Genomic DNA, 17,149 nt, shown 5'->3' with positions numbered 1-17,149 from the left:
GGAGTTCTCGGCCTCCAGCGCATCCACCCGGGCCACCAGCGAGGCCACCAGTCCGGCCAGTTCCTCATACGAGGTCGACGGCTGATCGGCAGGGGACACCCGACGATGATCGACGATCAACCCACCAGATCAACTCGGACGCCGCGGGCAAAACCCGACACCCATCACCGCAGCTCAGCAACACCCGTGAATGGACACCAGGCCCTCGGTGCCGGGCTGGATCACCGCCTTCCCGGGAAAGTAGGAGCGCTCGAACTCGAAGCCCAACTCTTCCAGCCAGTCGAAGTGGGCGACCGACCCCTCGCAGTAGGCCCGGATCTTCTGCTCGTCGGGGTTCTTGGTGCTCGCCATCAGATAGCGCACCATCGCCTCGACCGTGTCCTTCTGGCCGGTGGCCTGCTGGACGGCGGTGCCGCCGCCGAGGTAGAAGTGGCCGCCCGACATGCTCGACGTGCCGCCGTGAACGGCGGCCCGCTCCAGCAGCAGCACCCGGGCTCCCGAGCGTGCGGCCTCCAGCGCGGCGCAGCCGCCGGCGATCCCGAAGCCCACCACTACAACGTCGAACCGCTCGGCGTCGTCGGGGAGATCCGCGGCCGGTATCACCTGGGGGACGGTCAGCCCCGAAGAGGATTGTGAATTCATCGGTCAGCCTTTATGCGGGATCTGGTTGACGGTGCCTCCGTCGATGACGAACTCGGATCCGGTGGCGAACAAGGATTCGTCGCTGGCGAGGAAGACCACGAAGGAGGCGACGTCTTCGGGCTGGCCGGGACGTCCGAGCGGGATCGGGACCATGTCGTCGGGGATGCCTTCGGTGATCGGGGTGCGGATCAGCCCCGGATGCAGCGAGTTGACCCGGATCCCGTGCGGGGCGAGTTCAATGGCGACCGATTTCGTCAGGCCGCGCAGGCCCCATTTCGAGGCGACGTAGCCGTGCGCCCAGGAGGTGCCGCGCAGGCCCTCGATGGACGAATTGTTGATGATCGAGCCGCCGCCGGCCGCGATCAGCGCGTCGGTGGCCGCGCGGATCCCGAGGAACGGGCCGGTGAGGTTCACGTCGATGATCTGCTGCCATTTCTCCAGCTTGAACCGGTTGATGGCCGCGCCGTTGGCGATCCCCGCGTTGTTGAACAGCACGTTCAGGGTGCCGAACTCGCGGACGGTGGTCTCGACCGCGGCCGTCCAGTCCTCGGCACGCGTCACGTCGAGGTGCACGTAGCGGGCGGCGTCGCCCAGTTCGTCCGCGACGGCCCTGCCCTCGTCGTCGAGGATGTCGCCGATCACGACCTTGGCGCCCTCGGCGGCGAGTGCCCGGGCGGAGGCCGCGCCGATGCCGCGCGCTCCCCCGCTGATCAGGGCGACCTTCCCGGCCACACGTCCCATCTCGTTCGCGTCCTCTCCGTCGGGGGGTGTCAGCGGGCCAGTGCCGTCGCGAAGACGCCACGGGCGGTGTTGAAGGGCAGGTCGAGCGGCGTCCGGAGGCCCGGCGGCGCCGCGATGACGTCGGGGATCGCGTTGACGATGCGCCCGGCGCCGGACGCGATCGCCGCGTAGTTGTGGTCGCCCCTGGCGCTGCTCGGGCAGACGTCGACGCGGTAGGACGGTTCGCCGGTGATCTCGACCCGGTACGAGCCGCCTTCCTGCGCCGGCTGCGGCCAGTCGGGACGCAGATCACCGCGCAGCCGGGTCGTGTGGTCGATGACGAGCACCTCCCGGCCGGCGACGACGCCGCAGATCTTGAACCGCATGGCCGCCACCCCGCCCGCGGGGATGTGCCCGGCGGCCATGTCGAACGCCTCCGGGGCGGGCTCCTGCTCGAACCACTCGGTGATGTCGTCGAGTTCGAAACCGAACCCGCGGGCCATCATCCGGAGGCTGACGCCCCAGGACGCCGCGAGCATCCCCGGCTTGAACATCTTCGGCAGGTCCCCCACGGGACGGCCGAAGCCCATGAAATCGAACAGGACCGGGCCGCCGTCATAGCTCGCGTAGTCGGCGATCTCCGAGCAGCGCACCTGCTCCACCTTCTGGCAGGTGCTGGCGATCGCGAAGGGCAGCAGGTCGTTGATCCACCCTGGGTCCACGCCGGTGGCGAAGAGGCTCGTCCCGCCCTTCCGGCAGGATCCACTTCATGGTCTTGGGGCCGCCGCCCGCACGCCCGCAACGCCGACGGCTGGATGACCACCCCCATCGAGGCCGGCATCGCCGCCAAGGCCGACCTGCTCCGCAAGGAGTGGGCCGACGCGGGCCGCGCGGGCAAGCCCGACGTCCGGATCCTGGTCGCCAAGAAGCCGGCGCCCGAGGACCTCGCCGACTGGGACGCGGCCGGCGCGTCCGAGCTGATCTGGGGCGTCCCGGACGCCGACGAGGCCACGGTGATCAAGTACCTGGACAAGACGGCCGCCCGGCTCGGCCTGAGCGCCTGAGCCCCCACTGACCACCGAGGAGACCGGCAGATGCCCCACCCGTCCGTGACACCGCCGAGCCGCTACGCCGACCTGTCCCGGGAGCAACTCGCGGTCGTCGTCCCCGAACTGCTGCTGATCGGGCAGCTCATCGACCGCTCCGGGATGGCCTGGTGCATCTCCGCGTTCGGCCGGGAGGAGATGGCGCGGATCGCGATCGAGGAGTGGGCGGCCGCGAGCCCGATCTACACCCGGCGGATGCAGCGGGCGCTCGGCTACGCCCCCGACGTCCCCGGGAAGGGCGACGTCCCGACCATCTTCAAGGGCCTCCAACTCGACATCGGCGCTCCCCCGCAGTTCATGGACTTCCGCTACACCGTCCACGACCGGTGGCACGGCGAGTTCCACCTCGACCACTGCGGCGCCCTGATGGACGTCGAGCCGATGGGCGAGGCCTACGTCCGGTCCATGTGCCACGACATCGAGGACCCCACCTTCGACGCGACCGCGGTCGCGACCAACCCGAAGGCGCAGGTCCGGCCGGTCCACCGCCCGCCGCGGCAGCCGGCCGACCGGCACCCGCACTGCCGGTGGACGGTGGTCATCGACGACTCCCACCCGGACGCGCAGGGCATCCTCCTGCTCGCGGTCAACGAGCGCTCCCGCGCCGCGAACCTCGAACTCGCGCCGATCGACCCGGCCGGCGACGGCCTCGCCGACTACTCCGGCCCGCTGCTCTCCGACCTGGACTTCGCCGCCTTCTCCCGCTCCGCGCTGGCCCGCATCGCCGACGAGGTCTGCGTGCAGATGCACCTGCTCGACCACGCCTTCGCGCTCGCCGTGGCCGACCGTGCCGCCGACGCGGGCGAGGTGCTCCGGATCCGCCGCAAGCAGCTGGTGGGGATCGCGGGCGTCGCCGCGCAACGGCTCGTCCGCGCGCTGGACGTACCGCGCGATCCGGAGGGAGCCGCCCGCATCCTGGCACTTCACCCGCTGCTCAACCCCTCCGCCTACGTCGATGCCGACATCGACGGGGCGGACATCGTCGTCCGCCCGTCCGCCGCGCACCAGGACGGCGCCTGGATCTCACTGTGCGGCCCCGAATGGACGACCGCGCTACAGGCCGCCGTCCGTGCCATGGACGCCCATCTCGACGTCGAGGTCACCTCGATCGGCGACGGCTGGAAGCTGACCGTCGTCCGCCGCGACGAGCCGGCCCCCGAATCCGACGAGGTCGCCGTCGTGCGGTTCAGCACCGGCGCCGACTTCACCTTCAAGCCCCGGCACTCCCTGCCCATCACGCCCGTCTAACATTCGGGCGGCCGAGTATTGACACCGGACTGCAAACGCTTCAGCGAGCTTCTGGCGAGGAACCCCGGTCCTTCAGGGCCGGGAGGGCTCGCTTCTCTCGCGCGCGGCGCATCCAGCGGTCGCAGGGGTCCACCCTCAGACAACCCAGGCACGGTAATGCTACAGTCACAGACTGTGAAACTGGTGGTGCAGGTCAAGCTGCTGCCGACGCCCGAGCAGGCGGCGGCGCTGGCCGACACCCTCCACCACGTCAACGCCGCCGCCAACCACGTGGCGGCCATTGCCTTCGAGGAGTTCGGGCTGCGCGGCCGTGAGCTGCCCTTGCGGACGCTGTGCTACGGCGACCTCAAAGCCGGCGGGCTCGGCGCGCAGGCCGCCCAGCATGTGATCAAACGGGTCGTGGACGCCTACACCACCTTGCGCGCCAACATCCGCAACGGCAACCTCGGCGGCCCGCAGTCGCGGCGACGCCGAAAAGCCGAGTCCAAACCCATCGCCTTCCGCCCCGACGCCGCGCACACCTACGACGACCGCAACCTTTCGTGGCAGTTGGACGCCGGCACCGTCAGCATCTGGACGGTGGCCGGGCGGTGCAAAAACCTGCGGTTCGCCTGCTCACCCGACCAGGCCAAGACACTGGCCGCGCACCGCAAAGGCGAATCCGACCTGGTCCACCGGGACGGGAAGTGGTTCCTGCTGGCCACCTGCGATGTCCCCGAACCCAGGTGTACGAGCCCGCCGACTGGATCGGCGTGGACCGCGGCATCGTCAACCTGGCCACCACCTCTGATGGCGACAACCATCAGGGCCGCCGCCTGGACCGGTACCGGCGGTGGCAGGCCCGCAAACGCGCCCAAATCCAGGCCAAACGCACCCGATCGGCCGCCAGATTATTGAAGAAGCGGGCCCGCCGCGAAGCCCGGCACGCCACGCATGTCAACCACAAGATCGCCAAACAGGTCGTCGCCGTCGCGGCACGCACCGGACGCGGCATCGCACTCGAAGAACTGAGTGGGATCCGCGGACGGGTCACGGTTCCACGCGACCAGCGGGCACGCCTGTCCTCCTGGCCCTTCCACCAACTCGGCGAATTCATCGCCTACAAGGCCCGCCGCCACGGCGTGCCGTACATCGAGGTGGATCCGGCCTACACCTCCCAGCGCTGCCCCCGCTGCGGCCACACCGCGAGGAACAACCGTCCCTCGCGGGATCACTTTGAATGTCGCCGGTGCGGTCTCGCTGGGCCCGCCGACGTCGTCGCCGGGGTCAACGTACGCGACCGCGCACGCTCGGCGTGGGTATTCGTCAACATGCCCCAACCCGCCCCCACATAGCATGAGGGCAGGTGGATGCGACCCGTGACCGCCCCGCCGTAGCGGGCAGTCGGGAGCGTGAACAAAGCCCGAGGACCGAACGAGCAGGCTCGGTTCCCTCAGGGCCGAGTAGTTGACACTGCGAGGCACGTCAGCCACGAGCCGCCCGGCAAGCGCACGACGATCTACCAGGTCGCGCCTGAGGCCGGTGCCTCGCCGTCGGCCGCTTCCAGGGTGTCGACCAGCTGGACGGCCGGTTCCTTCTCGGTGATGAGCTTGCGCAGAGCCGCAGTCTGCTTGGCGCTGTCGTCGCCGTCGAAGACCTCGACGTACAGCTTCTTCTTGGCCGCCACCGCATTGGTGAAGGGCAGCGCCTTGTCGTCGTTGCGCAGCAGCACGATCGACTTGCGCTGAGCCTCGTCCGCCTTGGCCTGCGAGCGGGGAGAGTCCGCGATCCGCTGGGCGCGGCGCGGGTCGACGTAGGGGTTCTCGAACAGGCCGAGCGTGAAGATCTCCGTCAGCAGCTTCTTGACGGACGGGTCGAGCTCGCGCTCCTTCAGCAGCCCGGTGTCGACCGCCGAGATCAGTCCGCTCGGGTCGTTGTTGTCGGAGAAGAGGCTGACGCCGGCGCGGATCGCCTTGGTGAAGCGTTCCGCGGTCGACAGGTCCCCGACCCCGTACGCCCGGCTGGTCAGGACGCCGCTGTCGCTGTTGACGTATCCGCGGAAGCCCATCCTGCCGCGCAGCAGGTCGGTCAGGAGCACCTTGTTGTAGGCGCCCGCGACCTCCTCGAACTGCTGGTTCTCGGAGTACCACATGCCGTCCGGCAGCTGGCTGCCGCTGAGCGCGTTGCTGGGCACGTTGTAGTACGACATGATCGCGCTGGTTCCGGCGTCGATCGCGGCCTGGAACGGCGGCAGCTGGTACTTGAAGAAGCTGCCGGGCGTCGGGTAGACCGCCCACTTTCCGGCCTCGTTGTGCGGGTCGAGGCCGCGCTGAACGGCGCCGTCACCGGGGAAATGCTTGACGGTCTGCGCCACGGACCGGCTGCCCAGACGCCGGCCCTGGAAGCCGAGCACCAGTTGCCTCGCGATTTCGGCGTTCAGTTCCGGGCTCTCGCCGAAAGTGCCGCTGATGCGCCGCCACCGCGGTTCCGTGGCGGTCTCGATCTGGTATCCGTACGTCTTGCGGATCCCGGACGCCACCCATTCCCGCCGGGCGGTATCGGCGAACTCCCTGATCAGCTTGGGATCGCGCGTCGTGGCCAGGCCGAGGCTTCCGGGCCACAGCGAGAACTGTCCGGACGCCTCGGTGATGCCGAATTCGAGCGAACCGCTGACGTGGTTGCGCGGATTCGACGTGAAGACCACGGGGATTCCCAGCCGCGTCGCCTCGGCGATCCGCTGGTAGTCGTTCGACCGGTCGGCCAGGTCGTGCGCGCTGGGGTTGTCGCGCAGGACGAGGTACCTGATGTGCCGGTCGTTGATGTAGCCGACCACCTGCGCCGCCGGGTCGGACGGCGGCGTGTCGCCCGCTCCGACGGCCGACGTGATCTGCATCAGGCCCGCCTTCTCCTCCATCGTCATCCGCGACAGCAGGTCGTCGGCGCGCCGTACGGGGACTGCCGCCAGTCCTCGTAGCGGTCCAGGCGGCCGTTGCCGTTGAGGTCCTTGAAATAGCGGCCGCGTACCTTGATGACGTCCTTGACCTGCGCCTTGATGACCGGCCCGTGAGCGCCGTTGGACCATTTTCCGTGCTTCCCGCCGGACGGCGCCGCGGTCGCGGCCGGCGCCCCGAACATCGGCAGCGGCAGCGCCACCACGAGCAGCACCCCGGAACGTTTCCAGAACCCGGTGGACGGTCGGTGCATCCACTCCTCCTCGAACTAGCGAAGTGAGGACCCGGGGCCGCGGACCTCCCCGCCGGCCCGTCCCGGTTCCTGAGCGTCACCTTCGCCGCGGGCGCGACCGTCCACAATCAATTGCCATTTGTTGCCGGCACCGCGTCAGAAGGGGAACTCGCGGTCCTGGTCGCGGACGGTGATCCACTGGAGGTCGCAGAACTCCTCGGCGGCGAAGCCCAGGCCGAACCGGCCCCAGCCCGTGTCCTTGACGCCGCCGAACGGCATCTGCGGCTCGTCGTTGACGGGCTGGTCGTTGACGTGGACGATGCCGACGTCCAGCGCCGAGGCCAGCCGGAGCCCGCGCGGGCGGTCGCCGGTGATGACCGAGGCGACAAGGCCGAAGTCGGAGGCGTTGGCGCGGGCGACGGCTTCTTCAGCCGAGTCGACCGTCTCCAGCACGACGACGGGGCCGAACGTCTCACCCTGCGCGATCTCGGCCTCGTCCGGTACGTCGGTGAGCACGGTGGCCGGGTAGCACGGCGGCTTCGGGACGCCGCCGGCCAGGACGCGGGCGCCGAGTTCGACCGCCTCCTGGACGCGGCGGTCGATGAGGGCGAGCGCCCACTCGTTGATCACCGGGCCCACGACGGTTGCCGGGTCGGACGGGTCGCCCACCGGCAGCGCCGAGGCCCGGGCCGCGAACCGCTCCGCGAACTCGTCCGCCAAGGGGCGTTCGACGTAGACGCGCCGGGCGCACATGCACACCTGCCCCTGGTGCACGAACGCGCCGAAGGTCGCGGCGTTCACGGCGTAGTCGAGGTCGGCGTCGCCCGCGACGATGAGCGGGTTCTGCCCGCTGAGCTGGAGCACCACCCGCTTCAGGTGGCGGCCGGCCTTCTCGGCGAGGCGGCGGCCGGTCGGGGTGGAGCCGGTGAAGTTGATCCGCTTGACGAGCGGGCTGGCGAGCAGCGCGTCGCCGATGCCGCCGGCCTCGCCGGGGGCGTGGGTGACGACGTTGAGCGCCCCGGCGGGCAGGCCGGCCTCGTGCAGGATCTCCGCCCACAGCGCGCCGCCCGTGTACGGGGAGTCCTCGGACGGTTTCAGCACCACGGTGTTGCCGAGCGCGAGCGGGCCGACGATCGCGCGTCCGGCGAGGGTGAGCGAGGCGTTCCACGGCGCTATCGCCGCGACGACTCCCACGGGACGCCGGACCGCCATCGCCGTGGTGCCGTCCAGGTCCGACGGGAGCAGCTCCCCCGCCGGCCGGTAGGCGAGCTGGGCGGCCTGGCGGAGCAGCTTGATCGCGAAGCCGAGCTGCACCCCGCCGAAGGTGGCGCCGCAGCCGGTCTCGGCGGCGAGCGCGGCGAGCACCTCCTCGCCGCGGCGCTCCAGGGCGTCGGCCGCGCGCAGGAAGACCAGCTGGCGCTCGTGCGGCAGCGTCCGCGCCCAGCCGCCGAACGCCGCGTGCGCCGCGGCCACGGCCCGGTCGGCGTCCTCGATGTCGCCGGCGGCGACCTCGCTGAGCGTCTCGCCGGACCACGGGGAGCGGTTCAGGTACGAGCGCCCGGACGCGGAGTCCACCCAGTCGCCGCCGATGAAGTGCCCGACGCGCGGCTTGCGCCAGTCCGCCTCGCCCATGAAGCCCGTTCCCCCGCTCGCGTCGTCCTCTACGGCCCTAGAAGATTGCCACTCCGGGCCCGATGGTCAAAAACGTTCGAATATCTGGAACTCTCACAACGTATTCTGACCGCCGTGACCGATGACGACTCCCCCCGCCGGCGCGCCCGCACGGCGGCCGACTCCGCCTTCTCCGCCTCGCTGGAGCGCGGGCTGAGCATCCTGTCCGCCTTCACCGGCAGCCGCTCGGTGCTCGGCATCGCCGACCTGGCGCGGGCCGCCGGGCTCACCAAGAGCACGACGCACCGCTACGTCGCCACGCTGACCAAGCTGGAGTACCTCCAGCAGGACCCGGAGACCAAGAAGTACTTCCTCGGCCCCCGCTCGGTGGACCTCGGGTTCGCGGCGATCGACTCCATGGAGCTGACGAGCCTCGCCGGTCCCCCGCTCCAGGCGCTGGCGGACGAGACCGGATACACGGCCAGCATGGGGTTGAGCGACGGCCTCGACGTCGTCTACGTCGACCGCAGGCGCAGCGGCCGGCGCAGCGCGCTGGCCATGGACCTCAACCTGCACGTGGGGTCGCGGCTGCCCGCCTACTGCACGTCGATGGGGAAGGTGCTGCTCGCCTACAAGGACGCGGCGGAGCTGCGGCAGCTCCTCGACCGCACCGACATGGCGCGCCGGGGACCGAAGACGATCACCAACCGCGAGCAGCTCACCGCGGCGCTCGCCAGGGTGCGGCAGAGCGGCGTGGCGGTCAACGACGAGGAGCTCGCGCCGGGCCTGCGCTCGTTCGCGGCGCCGGTGCGCGACCGCACGGGGACGGTCATCGCGGCGGTCAACGTCGCCGTCCACCTGACCGTCGCGCCGGCGTCGGTCGAGGCGCTGGCCGGACGCGTCGAACCCCCGCTGCGCCGCGCCGCCGCCGAGATCTCCAAACGCCTCGGTTATCGGCCCACGTCAGAGCAGCGTTCCACATAGGAAAGTCGCGTTCGAACTTCTGGAACGACGTGTTGCCCTGCTGGTGAGGGGCCCGTACGGTCGCCCTCAACTTGCCGCCATCCGGGCCCTGACCTGCCCGGCCGTGGCGGTCCAAGCCTGTTGTCCCCCAGGGCCACCGAGGCGTTTCCAAGGACGAGGGCCGAGCCGGCCGTGCCTTGCGGGCGCCGCGGCGACAAGGAGTTTGGCGTGAGCGAGATCTCGACGCGCGGCTTGAACCGCCGTTCCTTCCTCAAGACGGCCGCGATCCTCGGCGGCGGCGTGCCGGCGCTGAGCGCGTGCGGCGGGCTGAAGGGCACCGGCAGCACGTCCTCGGACGTCCTCAAGATCGGCTACGTGAGCCCGCAGACGGGCCCGCTCGCCGGGTTCGCCACCGCCGACAACTTCGTCGTCGGGCAGATCCAGAACGCGCTCCGCGGCGGCTTCACCGCGGGCGGCAAGAAGCGCAAGCTGGAGATCGTCGTCAAGGACACGCAGTCCAACCCGAACCGCGCCACCGAGGTCACCCGGGAGCTGATCAACAGCGACAAGGTCGACCTCATCGTCGGCTCGTCCACCCCGGACACCACCAACCCCGTCGCCGACCAGTGCGAGGCCAACGGGATCCCGAACGTCACCACGATCGCCCCGTGGGAGGCGTGGTTCCACGGCCGGAGCGGCAAGGACGGCGAGGGCTTCAAGTACACGACGCTGTTCTTCTTCGGCATGCAGGAGTTCGCCGACTGCTTCTTCCCGATGTGGGAGCGCATGGACGTCTCCAACAAGAACGTCGCGGCGCTGTGGCCGAACGACACCGACGCCAACGCCTTCCGCCAGGGCCTCGGCCCGATGATGAAGAAGTCCGGCTACACCCCGGTCGACGGCGGCGCCTACCAGAACGGCGCGACCGACTTCACCGCGCAGATCGCGAAGTTCAAGAAGTCGGACGCCGAGCTGTTCACCTGCACGCCGATCCCGCCGGACTTCCAGACGTTCTGGAAGCAGTCCCAGCAGCAGGGCTTCAAGCCGAAGCTGGCCACGGTCGCGAAGGTCATGCTGTTCCCGTCCGAGGCCGAGGCGCTCGGGCAGCTCACCAACAACATCGCCACCGACTTCTGGTGGAGCCCGGCGCACCCGTACAAGTCCGTCTTCGACGGGCGGAGCGCCAAGCAGCTCGCCGACGACTTCGCCGCGTCCACCGGCAAGCAGTGGACGCAGGCGCTCGGCTCGGTCTACTCGCTGTTCGAGATCGCGGTGCAGGCGTTCAAGGACGCGAGCGACCCGAAGGACCGCGACGAGGTCGCCTCGAAGCTGCGCTCCATGAAGATCGACTGCATGAGCGGGAAGCTCGACTTCACCGCCGGCCCGCAGCCCGGCATCGCGATCCAGCACCCGGTCGGCGGGCAGTAGCGCAAGGGCGACAAGTTCCCCTGGGACGTCGTCATCGTCGACAACACGGCGAACAAGGACGTCCCGATCGGCGGCGACCTCAAGCCCACCAACGCCTGATGCGGACGTCGCTGCTGCATCTGGACGGCATCTCCAAGAGCTTCGGCCGGGTGACCGTCGCCAAGGACCTGACGCTGCGCGTCGAGCCGGGCGAGGCGCTCGGGATCGTGGGGCCGAACGGTGCCGGCAAGTCCAGCCTGTTCGCGATGATCTCCGGCGACCTGCGTCCCGACGCCGGCGCGGTGCGGTTCGACGGGCGGGACGTCACCGGCGTCCCGCCGCACGCCCGCACCCGCGCCGGCGTCGGCCGCACCTACCAGGTACCGCGGCCGTTCGAGCACCTGACCGCGTTCGAGAACGTCCTCGTCTGCGCGCACCAGGGCGCGGCGCTCAAGGGCCGGCGCGCGCAGGCGCACGCCATGGAGGTGCTGGAGCGCACCGGTCTCGCCGCCCTCGCCAACACGCCGGGCGGGCGGCTCACGCTGCTGCAGCGCAAGCGGCTGGAAGTGGCGCGCGGCCTCGCCACGTCCCCGAAGCTGCTGCTGCTGGACGAGGTCGCCGGCGGGCTGACCGAGCCGGAGGTGCTGGAGCTCGTCGAGATCATCAAGGACCTGCACGCCGGCGGTCTCGGCATCGTCTGGATCGAGCACGTCGTCCACGCCCTGGTCAAGACCGTGGGCCGGATGGTGTGCCTGGCCGGCGGCGACCTCGTCGCCGACGGCGAGCCGATGGACGTGCTGGCCGACCAGAAGGTGCGCGAGCTGTACCTGGGCGGCGGCCCGGAGACCGGCCTGCCGGAGGAAGAAGGCGTGTCCGAGGAAGGAGGCGAGGGTTCGTGACACTGCTGTCGATCCGCGACCTCACCGTCCACCACGGCCAGCTGCGCGCGGTGGACGGGCTCAGCCTGGACGTCGCGAAGGGCGAGGTACTGGCGATCATCGGGGCCAACGGCGCGGGCAAGTCCACGCTGCTGCGCGCCCTGGCCGGGCTGAACCTCCCGACGTCGGGCTCCGTCCTGCTGGACGGACGAGACATCACGCGTCTGCCCGCGCACAAGCGGGTGGCGGAGGGCATCGCCCTGGTGCCGGAGGGCCGCCGGCTGTTCGCCTCCCTCACCGTGGAGGAGAACCTGCTCGCGGGCACGTACCGCAAGCGCCCCGGCCCGTGGACGGTCGCCGCCGTCCACGAGCTGTTCCCGTGGATGGTCGACCGGCGCGGGCAGAACGCCTCGCAGCTGTCGGGCGGCGAGCAACAGGCGGTGGCCATCGGCCGGGCGCTGCTCTCCAACCCCGACCTGCTGCTCATCGATGAGCTGTCGCTGGGCCTCGCGCCGGTGATCGTCCGGCGGATCTACGAGATCCTCCCGGAGATCGTGGGCGCCGGAACCACCGCGCTGATCGTCGAACAGGACGTTTCGCAGGCCATGCGGGTCGCCGACCAGGTGCACTGCCTGCTCGAAGGCCGCTCGGTGCTGAAGGGCCGGCCCGCGGACCTGACGGCGGAGCAGGTCGAGCACGCCTACTTCGGCATCGGCGCCGAACCCGGCACGGACCCGAAGGCGGCACTCACCGGCCAGGAAGGACACGACTGACATGGGCTGGCTCAACGCCGTCATCCAAGGAGTGCTGCTCGGCGGCCTCTACGCGCTGTTCGCGGCGGGCCTGTCGCTGATGTTCGGCGTCATGCGGATCGTCAACCTCGCGCACGGCGACCTCGGCGTGGTCGCGGCGTTCCTGGCGCTGGCCATGGTCAGCGGGACCGGGCTGCCGCTCTGGATCGTGCTCGTGGTGACCGTCCCGCTGTTCGCGCTGCTCGGCTACCTGACCCAGCGGGTGCTGCTGCAGCGCAGCCTCGCAGCCGGGCCGCTGGCGACGCTGCTCGTCACGTTCGGCCTGTCGATCGTGCTGCAGAACGTCCTGCTGGAGGTCTTCTCGGCGGACACGCAGACCCTCGACGGCGGCGCGTTCGCGACCGGCTCGTTCAAGGTCACCAGCACGATCTCCATCGGCTACCTGTCGGCGGCGACGTTCCTGCTGGCCTGCGGGGCGCTGATCGGCATCCAGGTGTTCCTGTCGCGGACCGGGCTCGGGCGGATGCTGCGCGCCTCGTCCGACGACCGGGAGACCGCGAGCCTGATGGGCGCCGACAGCAGGCACGTGTACGGCATCGCGACCGCCATCGCGTTCGCGACCGTCGCGCTGGCCGGGCTGATGTTCGCCATGCGGTCCTCGTTCGACCCCAGCATCGGCCCGTCCCGGTTGATCTTCGCCTTCGAGGCGGTCGTCATCGGCGGGCTCGGCTCGCTGTGGGGGACGCTGCTCGGCGGCATGGTCCTCGGCATCACGCAGTCGCTCGGCGCGCAGATCGACCCCGCGCTGACGCTGCTCGCCGGCCACCTCGTCTTCCTCGCCGTGCTGGCCTTCCGGCCGCAGGGCCTTCTCACGGGACGGACCGCATGACGATCTCCGAGATGGTGACGGCCCGCGCGGCCGAGGCCCTGCGCGTGGACCGGGCGGCCCGGTCGTCCAAGCTGTCGGGCGCCGTCATGGCGATCGGCACGGTGGTCCTCGTGGCCCTGCCGTTCCTCGTGTTCAGCTCGGTCACCGACGCGATGGTCAACCTCTTCGTGCTGATCGCGCTGGCGAGCATGTGGAACCTGCTCGCGGGCTTCGGCGGCCTGGTCTCGGTGGGCCAGCAGGCCTACGTCGGCATCGGCGCCTACAGCCTCATCGCGCTCGCCGACCTCGGCGTGCAGCCCTACCTGGCGGTCCCGCTGGCCGCGCTGACCTGCGTGGTCTTCGCGCTGCCCACCTCGTGGCTGGCGTTCCGGCTGCGCGGCGACTACTTCGCCGTCGGGACCTGGGTGATCGCCGAGGTGTACCGGCTGCTGGTGGTGCGGGTCGACAGCCTCGGCGGCGGCAGCGGCAAGGGCCTGACCGGGCTGTCGGGCATCGACCAGACGCTGCGCGGCGCCATGACGTACTGGGTGGCGCTCGCGCTGGCGCTGTGCACGATCGCCGGCTGCTACCTGCTGCTGCGCGGCCGGCTCGGCCTGTCGCTGATGGCGGTGCGGGACGAGGAGACCGCGGCCGGCTCGGCGAGCATCGACGTGCGGCGCGCCAAGCTGCTGGTCTACCTCGTCTCGGCGGCCGGCTGCGGCGCGGCCGGCGGTGTGATCACGGTCAGCTCGCTCAGCGTCAACCCGGACTCGATCTTCAGCGTGCAGTGGTCGGCGTACATGATCTTCATCGTGGTGATCGGCGGCATCGGGTTCGTCGAGGGCCCGCTGCTCGGCGCGCTCGTGTTCTTCGGGCTGCAGGAGCTGCTCGCCGACTACGGGTCCTGGTACCTGGTGCTGCTGGGCGCCATCGGCATGGCCGTGGCATTGTGGCTTCCGGGCGGGTTGTGGGGCCTGGTTCGAGGAAGGACGAAACTGAGCCTGTTCCCCGTCGGCTACCACGTGCGGAGGCCGGATGTCGCTCAGTGAGCCGGTCGCGGCCGTCACCGCCGGACGGCTGTCGCCGGTCGACCTGACCGAGCGGATGCTGGCCGCGATCGAGGCCACCGAGCCGCACCTGAACGCCTACGCCGCGATCATGGCCGACGAGGCGCGCGCTCGCGCCGCCGAACTGGCGCGGGGTGCGGCGCGCGGCCCGCTGCACGGCATCCCGGTCGGGGTCAAGGACCTGATCGACACGGCGGCGGTGCGCACCGCCTATGGGTCGCCCATGTTCGCCGACCACGTGCCATCGCGGGACGCGGAGGCCGTGCGGCGGCTGCGGGACGCGGGCGTCGTGATCCTCGGCAAGCACACCACCCATGAGCTGGCCTGGGGCGGACGCACCGACAGCGCGTTCTTCGGGCCCACCCACAACCCGTACCGGCCGGGACGCATCCCCGGCGGCTCGTCCGGCGGGTCGGCGGCCTCGGTCGTCGCGGGCAGCAGCCTGGGAGCGGTCGGCTCCGACACCGCCGGCAGCGTGCGCATTCCCGCCGCGCTGAGCGGCTGCGTCGGGTTCAAGCCGTCCCGGGGGCTCATTCCGCTCGACGGGGTGCTGCCGCTGGCGCCGTCCCTGGACCACCTCGGTGTGCTCGCGGGGACGGTGGACGACGCGGCGCTGCTCGCGTCCGCGCTCACCGGGTCACCGGCCACTGGCCTCGCCGCGACGCCGCGCGTGGGCTGGCTCGGCGGCTGGTTCGACGCGGTGCTGGCCCCCGAGGTGCGCGCCGCCCTGGCGGCCACGCGCGCCCGGCTTGAAGAGCACGGAGTGCAGGCCGAGGACGTCGTCGTCCCCGACGAGCCCCGCATGCCGGAGGCCGTCCTGAACCGGATCGTCGCCGAAGCCGGGGCCTTCCACCGGGACGCGTTCGAGCGTGACCCGGCCCTGTTCGGCCCCGACATCGCCGAACTGATGCACATGGCCCCGCGCACCGCCGAGCAGGCCGACCTGGACGAGGCGGCCATCGCCCGGACGACGGCGTTCGTGGCGCAGGCGCTCGGCGCCTACGACGTGCTGGCCGGCGCCACGGTGCCGATCACGGCACCGCCGATCGGGACGATGACCGTCGAGGTCGGCGGCCGGGAGTGGCCCATCGAGCTGGTGCTGACCCGGCTGACCTCGCTGTTCAACGCCGCCGGGCTGCCCGCGGTGTCGGTGCCGGTCGCCCTGGCGGACGGCCTGCCCGTCGGGCTCCAGCTCGCCGGGACCGCCGGACGGGACGGCGCCGTCCTCGACGCGGCCCGCCTCGTCGAGCGCCTGACCCCGCCGCTGCCCCGTCCGTCCTTCGCCGAGAGGAGCGCAACATGAGAGTGACCGCCGCCGTCGTCGACGAACTCGGCGGGCCGTTCCGCGTCGAGGAACTCGACCTGGACGAGCCCGGCCCCGGCGAGGCCCTGGTCCGGGTGGTCGCCTCGGGGATCTGCCACACCGACGAGATCACCCGCCACGGCGACCTGCCGATGCCGTTCCCGAGCGTGCTCGGCCACGAGGGCGCGGGCGTGGTGGAGGCCGTGGGCGACGGGGTCACCGCCGTCCGTCCGGGCGACCACGTCGTCATCGGCTGGCCGTCCTGCGGGACGTGCCGCAACTGCCGCGACGGCGAGCCGCGCTACTGCGCCCGCCTCGGCGAGGCGCTGGCCGGGGGCGGGCGGCTGCTCGGCCCGCGCGCCGGGCAGAGCGCGCTGCGGCGCGGCGACGGCTCCACCGTGCACAGCCACTTCTTCGGCCAGTCCTCGTTCTCGACGTACGCGCTGACCTGGGCGGACGCCCTGGTCGTCGTGCCGCCGTCGGCCCCGCTGGAGCTGCTCGGCCCGCTGGCCTGCGGCATCTCCACCGGCGCCGGGGCGGTGTTCAACACCCTCCAGCCCCGCACCGGATCGAGCCTCGTCGTCTACGGCGTCGGCGCGGTCGGCCTGGCCGCCGTCATGGCCGCCCGGCTGTCCCCCGCGACGACGATCATCGCCGTGGACCGGCACGCTTCCAGGCTCGCGCTGGCCACCGAGTTCGGCGCCACCCACACCGTCAACGCCGGCGAAACGGACCCCGTCGAGGAGATCCAGCGCATCTGCGAAGGCCCCGCCGACTACGCCTTGGAATGCACGGGCGTGATCGACGTCGTCCGGCAGGCCGCCGACAGCATCGGCATGCTCGGCACCTGCGTGCTCATCGGCGGCGCGCCCGCCGGCGCCGAGTTCGCCCTCGACCACCTGACCACGCTGTGGGGCAAGCGCGTCGTCGGCACGCTCGGCGGCAGCGGCCGCAGCGCCGTCCTCATCGGCGCCCTCGTCGAACTGCACCGCCAGGGGCGCTTCCCGTTCGACCGCCTCGTCCGCTTCTACGACCTGGCCGACATCGACCGCGCGCTCGACGACAGCCGCCGCGGCGAGGTGCTCAAACCCGTGCTCCGCATGAAGCACTGACACACGACAGAAGAAGGAGAACCGCCGTGGGACTGCTCGACAGCGTCGACTGGCAGGGAAACATCTTCAAGAACGGTGCGTGGACGGCGGCGCACGGCGGCGACTACGCCGTGGTCGAGCCCGCCACCGGCGCCGAGCTCGGCCGGATGGGGCAGGCCACCGCCCAGGACGTCGCCGAGGCCGCCGCGAGCGCGGCCGAGGCGCAGCGCGACTGGGCCGCGCTGCTGGCGCCTATCCCCCTCTGACGCCGCCGACGCAGAGGGTAAGGTAGAGCCAGCGGGTCCCCCGACCACGAAACAAACAACACCGA

The 17,149-nt window shown here is 71.2% G+C and carries 18 protein-coding genes; 12 read left to right on the top strand and 6 right to left on the bottom strand.

The annotated features are described in order from the left end of the window. Nucleotides 1–174 precede the first annotated feature (174 nt). From HUX53_RS26700 to HUX53_RS26690, 3 genes are read right to left on the bottom strand one after another with little or no spacing between them, the layout of a single operon-like run. A complete protein-coding gene (locus tag HUX53_RS26700; RefSeq protein WP_217919935.1) occupies nt 175–603 on the bottom strand; it encodes an FAD-dependent oxidoreductase in 429 nt (142 codons plus the stop codon). Nucleotides 604–645: 42 nt separating this feature from the next. Next, complete coding sequence (locus tag HUX53_RS26695; RefSeq protein WP_176405977.1) at nt 646–1,383, bottom strand: glucose 1-dehydrogenase; 738 nt, start codon at nt 1,381–1,383, stop codon at nt 646–648. A gap of 29 nt (nt 1,384–1,412) precedes the next feature. Beyond that, entirely contained in the window at nt 1,413–2,084 is a 672-nt protein-coding gene (locus HUX53_RS26690; RefSeq protein WP_176405976.1) for a hypothetical protein, read from the bottom strand. A gap of 93 nt (nt 2,085–2,177) precedes the next feature. On the opposite strand from HUX53_RS26690, the gene HUX53_RS26685 reads away from it, so the two are divergent. The 3 genes from HUX53_RS26685 (at nt 2,178) to HUX53_RS42665 (ending at nt 5,050) form a co-directional block, all read left to right on the top strand. Continuing rightward, nucleotides 2,178–2,426 (top strand): hypothetical protein, encoded by a 249-nt coding sequence (locus tag HUX53_RS26685; RefSeq protein ID WP_176405975.1) that lies wholly within the window; start codon nt 2,178–2,180, stop codon nt 2,424–2,426. A gap of 30 nt (nt 2,427–2,456) precedes the next feature. After that, a complete protein-coding gene (locus HUX53_RS26680) occupies nt 2,457–3,716 on the top strand; it encodes a hypothetical protein (RefSeq protein ID WP_176405974.1) in 1,260 nt (419 codons plus the stop codon). Between the two features lie 332 nt (nt 3,717–4,048). After that, nucleotides 4,049–5,050, top strand: coding sequence for a transposase (locus tag HUX53_RS42665; protein ID WP_309237443.1), 1,002 nt, complete (start codon nt 4,049–4,051; stop codon nt 5,048–5,050). A gap of 164 nt (nt 5,051–5,214) precedes the next feature. Here HUX53_RS42665 and HUX53_RS26670 read toward each other — a convergent pair whose 3' ends face one another. The 3 genes from HUX53_RS26670 to HUX53_RS26660 all read right to left on the bottom strand — a co-directional run bounded on the left by HUX53_RS26670 (nt 5,215) and on the right by HUX53_RS26660 (nt 8,510). Next, nucleotides 5,215–6,615: a glycoside hydrolase family 3 protein gene (locus HUX53_RS26670; RefSeq protein ID WP_176405973.1), complete on the bottom strand. Its 1,401-nt coding sequence runs from the start codon at nt 6,613–6,615 to the stop codon at nt 5,215–5,217. Beyond that, nucleotides 6,612–6,899, bottom strand: coding sequence for a hypothetical protein (locus tag HUX53_RS26665; RefSeq protein ID WP_176405972.1), 288 nt, complete (start codon nt 6,897–6,899; stop codon nt 6,612–6,614). The genes HUX53_RS26670 and HUX53_RS26665 overlap by 4 nt, the downstream gene beginning before the upstream one ends. A 135-nt stretch (nt 6,900–7,034) precedes the next feature. Further along, on the bottom strand, nt 7,035–8,510 hold the full coding sequence (locus HUX53_RS26660; RefSeq protein WP_176405971.1) for an aldehyde dehydrogenase family protein: 1,476 nt from the start codon (nt 8,508–8,510) through the stop codon (nt 7,035–7,037). A gap of 114 nt (nt 8,511–8,624) precedes the next feature. Here HUX53_RS26660 and HUX53_RS26655 point away from each other — a divergent pair, with 114 nt between their 5' ends. The 9 genes from HUX53_RS26655 to HUX53_RS26615 all read left to right on the top strand — a co-directional run bounded on the left by HUX53_RS26655 (nt 8,625) and on the right by HUX53_RS26615 (nt 17,084). Next, a complete protein-coding gene (locus HUX53_RS26655; RefSeq protein ID WP_309237442.1) occupies nt 8,625–9,473 on the top strand; it encodes an IclR family transcriptional regulator in 849 nt (282 codons plus the stop codon). Between the two features lie 207 nt (nt 9,474–9,680). Beyond that, nucleotides 9,681–10,880 (top strand): ABC transporter substrate-binding protein, encoded by a 1,200-nt coding sequence (locus HUX53_RS26650; protein ID WP_176405970.1) that lies wholly within the window; start codon nt 9,681–9,683, stop codon nt 10,878–10,880. 98 nt (nt 10,881–10,978) lie between these two features. Next, a complete protein-coding gene (locus HUX53_RS26645; RefSeq protein WP_176405969.1) occupies nt 10,979–11,758 on the top strand; it encodes an ABC transporter ATP-binding protein in 780 nt (259 codons plus the stop codon). Beyond that, nucleotides 11,755–12,510 carry an ABC transporter ATP-binding protein gene (locus HUX53_RS26640; protein ID WP_176405968.1) on the top strand — a complete coding sequence of 252 codons (756 nt, stop codon included), beginning with the start codon at nt 11,755–11,757 and terminating at the stop codon, nt 12,508–12,510. Before HUX53_RS26645 ends, HUX53_RS26640 begins: the two co-directional genes overlap by 4 nt. A 1-nt stretch (nt 12,511) precedes the next feature. Continuing rightward, complete coding sequence (locus HUX53_RS26635) at nt 12,512–13,378, top strand: branched-chain amino acid ABC transporter permease (RefSeq protein ID WP_176405967.1); 867 nt, start codon at nt 12,512–12,514, stop codon at nt 13,376–13,378. After that, the gene (locus HUX53_RS26630; RefSeq protein WP_176405966.1) at nt 13,375–14,406 is read left to right on the top strand and encodes a branched-chain amino acid ABC transporter permease; all 1,032 of its coding nucleotides are present in this window, start codon (nt 13,375–13,377) and stop codon (nt 14,404–14,406) included. The genes HUX53_RS26635 and HUX53_RS26630 overlap by 4 nt, the downstream gene beginning before the upstream one ends. Further along, on the top strand, nt 14,393–15,727 hold the full coding sequence (locus tag HUX53_RS26625) for an amidase (RefSeq protein WP_176405965.1): 1,335 nt from the start codon (nt 14,393–14,395) through the stop codon (nt 15,725–15,727). Before HUX53_RS26630 ends, HUX53_RS26625 begins: the two co-directional genes overlap by 14 nt. Next, nucleotides 15,724–16,839: an NAD(P)-dependent alcohol dehydrogenase gene (locus HUX53_RS26620; protein WP_176405964.1), complete on the top strand. Its 1,116-nt coding sequence runs from the start codon at nt 15,724–15,726 to the stop codon at nt 16,837–16,839. Before HUX53_RS26625 ends, HUX53_RS26620 begins: the two co-directional genes overlap by 4 nt. A gap of 26 nt (nt 16,840–16,865) precedes the next feature. Beyond that, nucleotides 16,866–17,084 (top strand): aldehyde dehydrogenase family protein, encoded by a 219-nt coding sequence (locus HUX53_RS26615; RefSeq protein WP_176405963.1) that lies wholly within the window; start codon nt 16,866–16,868, stop codon nt 17,082–17,084. Nucleotides 17,085–17,149 lie beyond the last annotated feature (65 nt).

Origin of the sequence: Actinomadura sp. BRA 177, from assembly GCF_013372625.1 — a bacterium.
GTDB lineage: Bacteria > Actinomycetota > Actinomycetes > Streptosporangiales > Streptosporangiaceae > Spirillospora.
The sequence above is the reverse complement of the archived record's forward strand: the minus strand, read 5'-3'. Positions and strand labels throughout refer to the sequence as shown.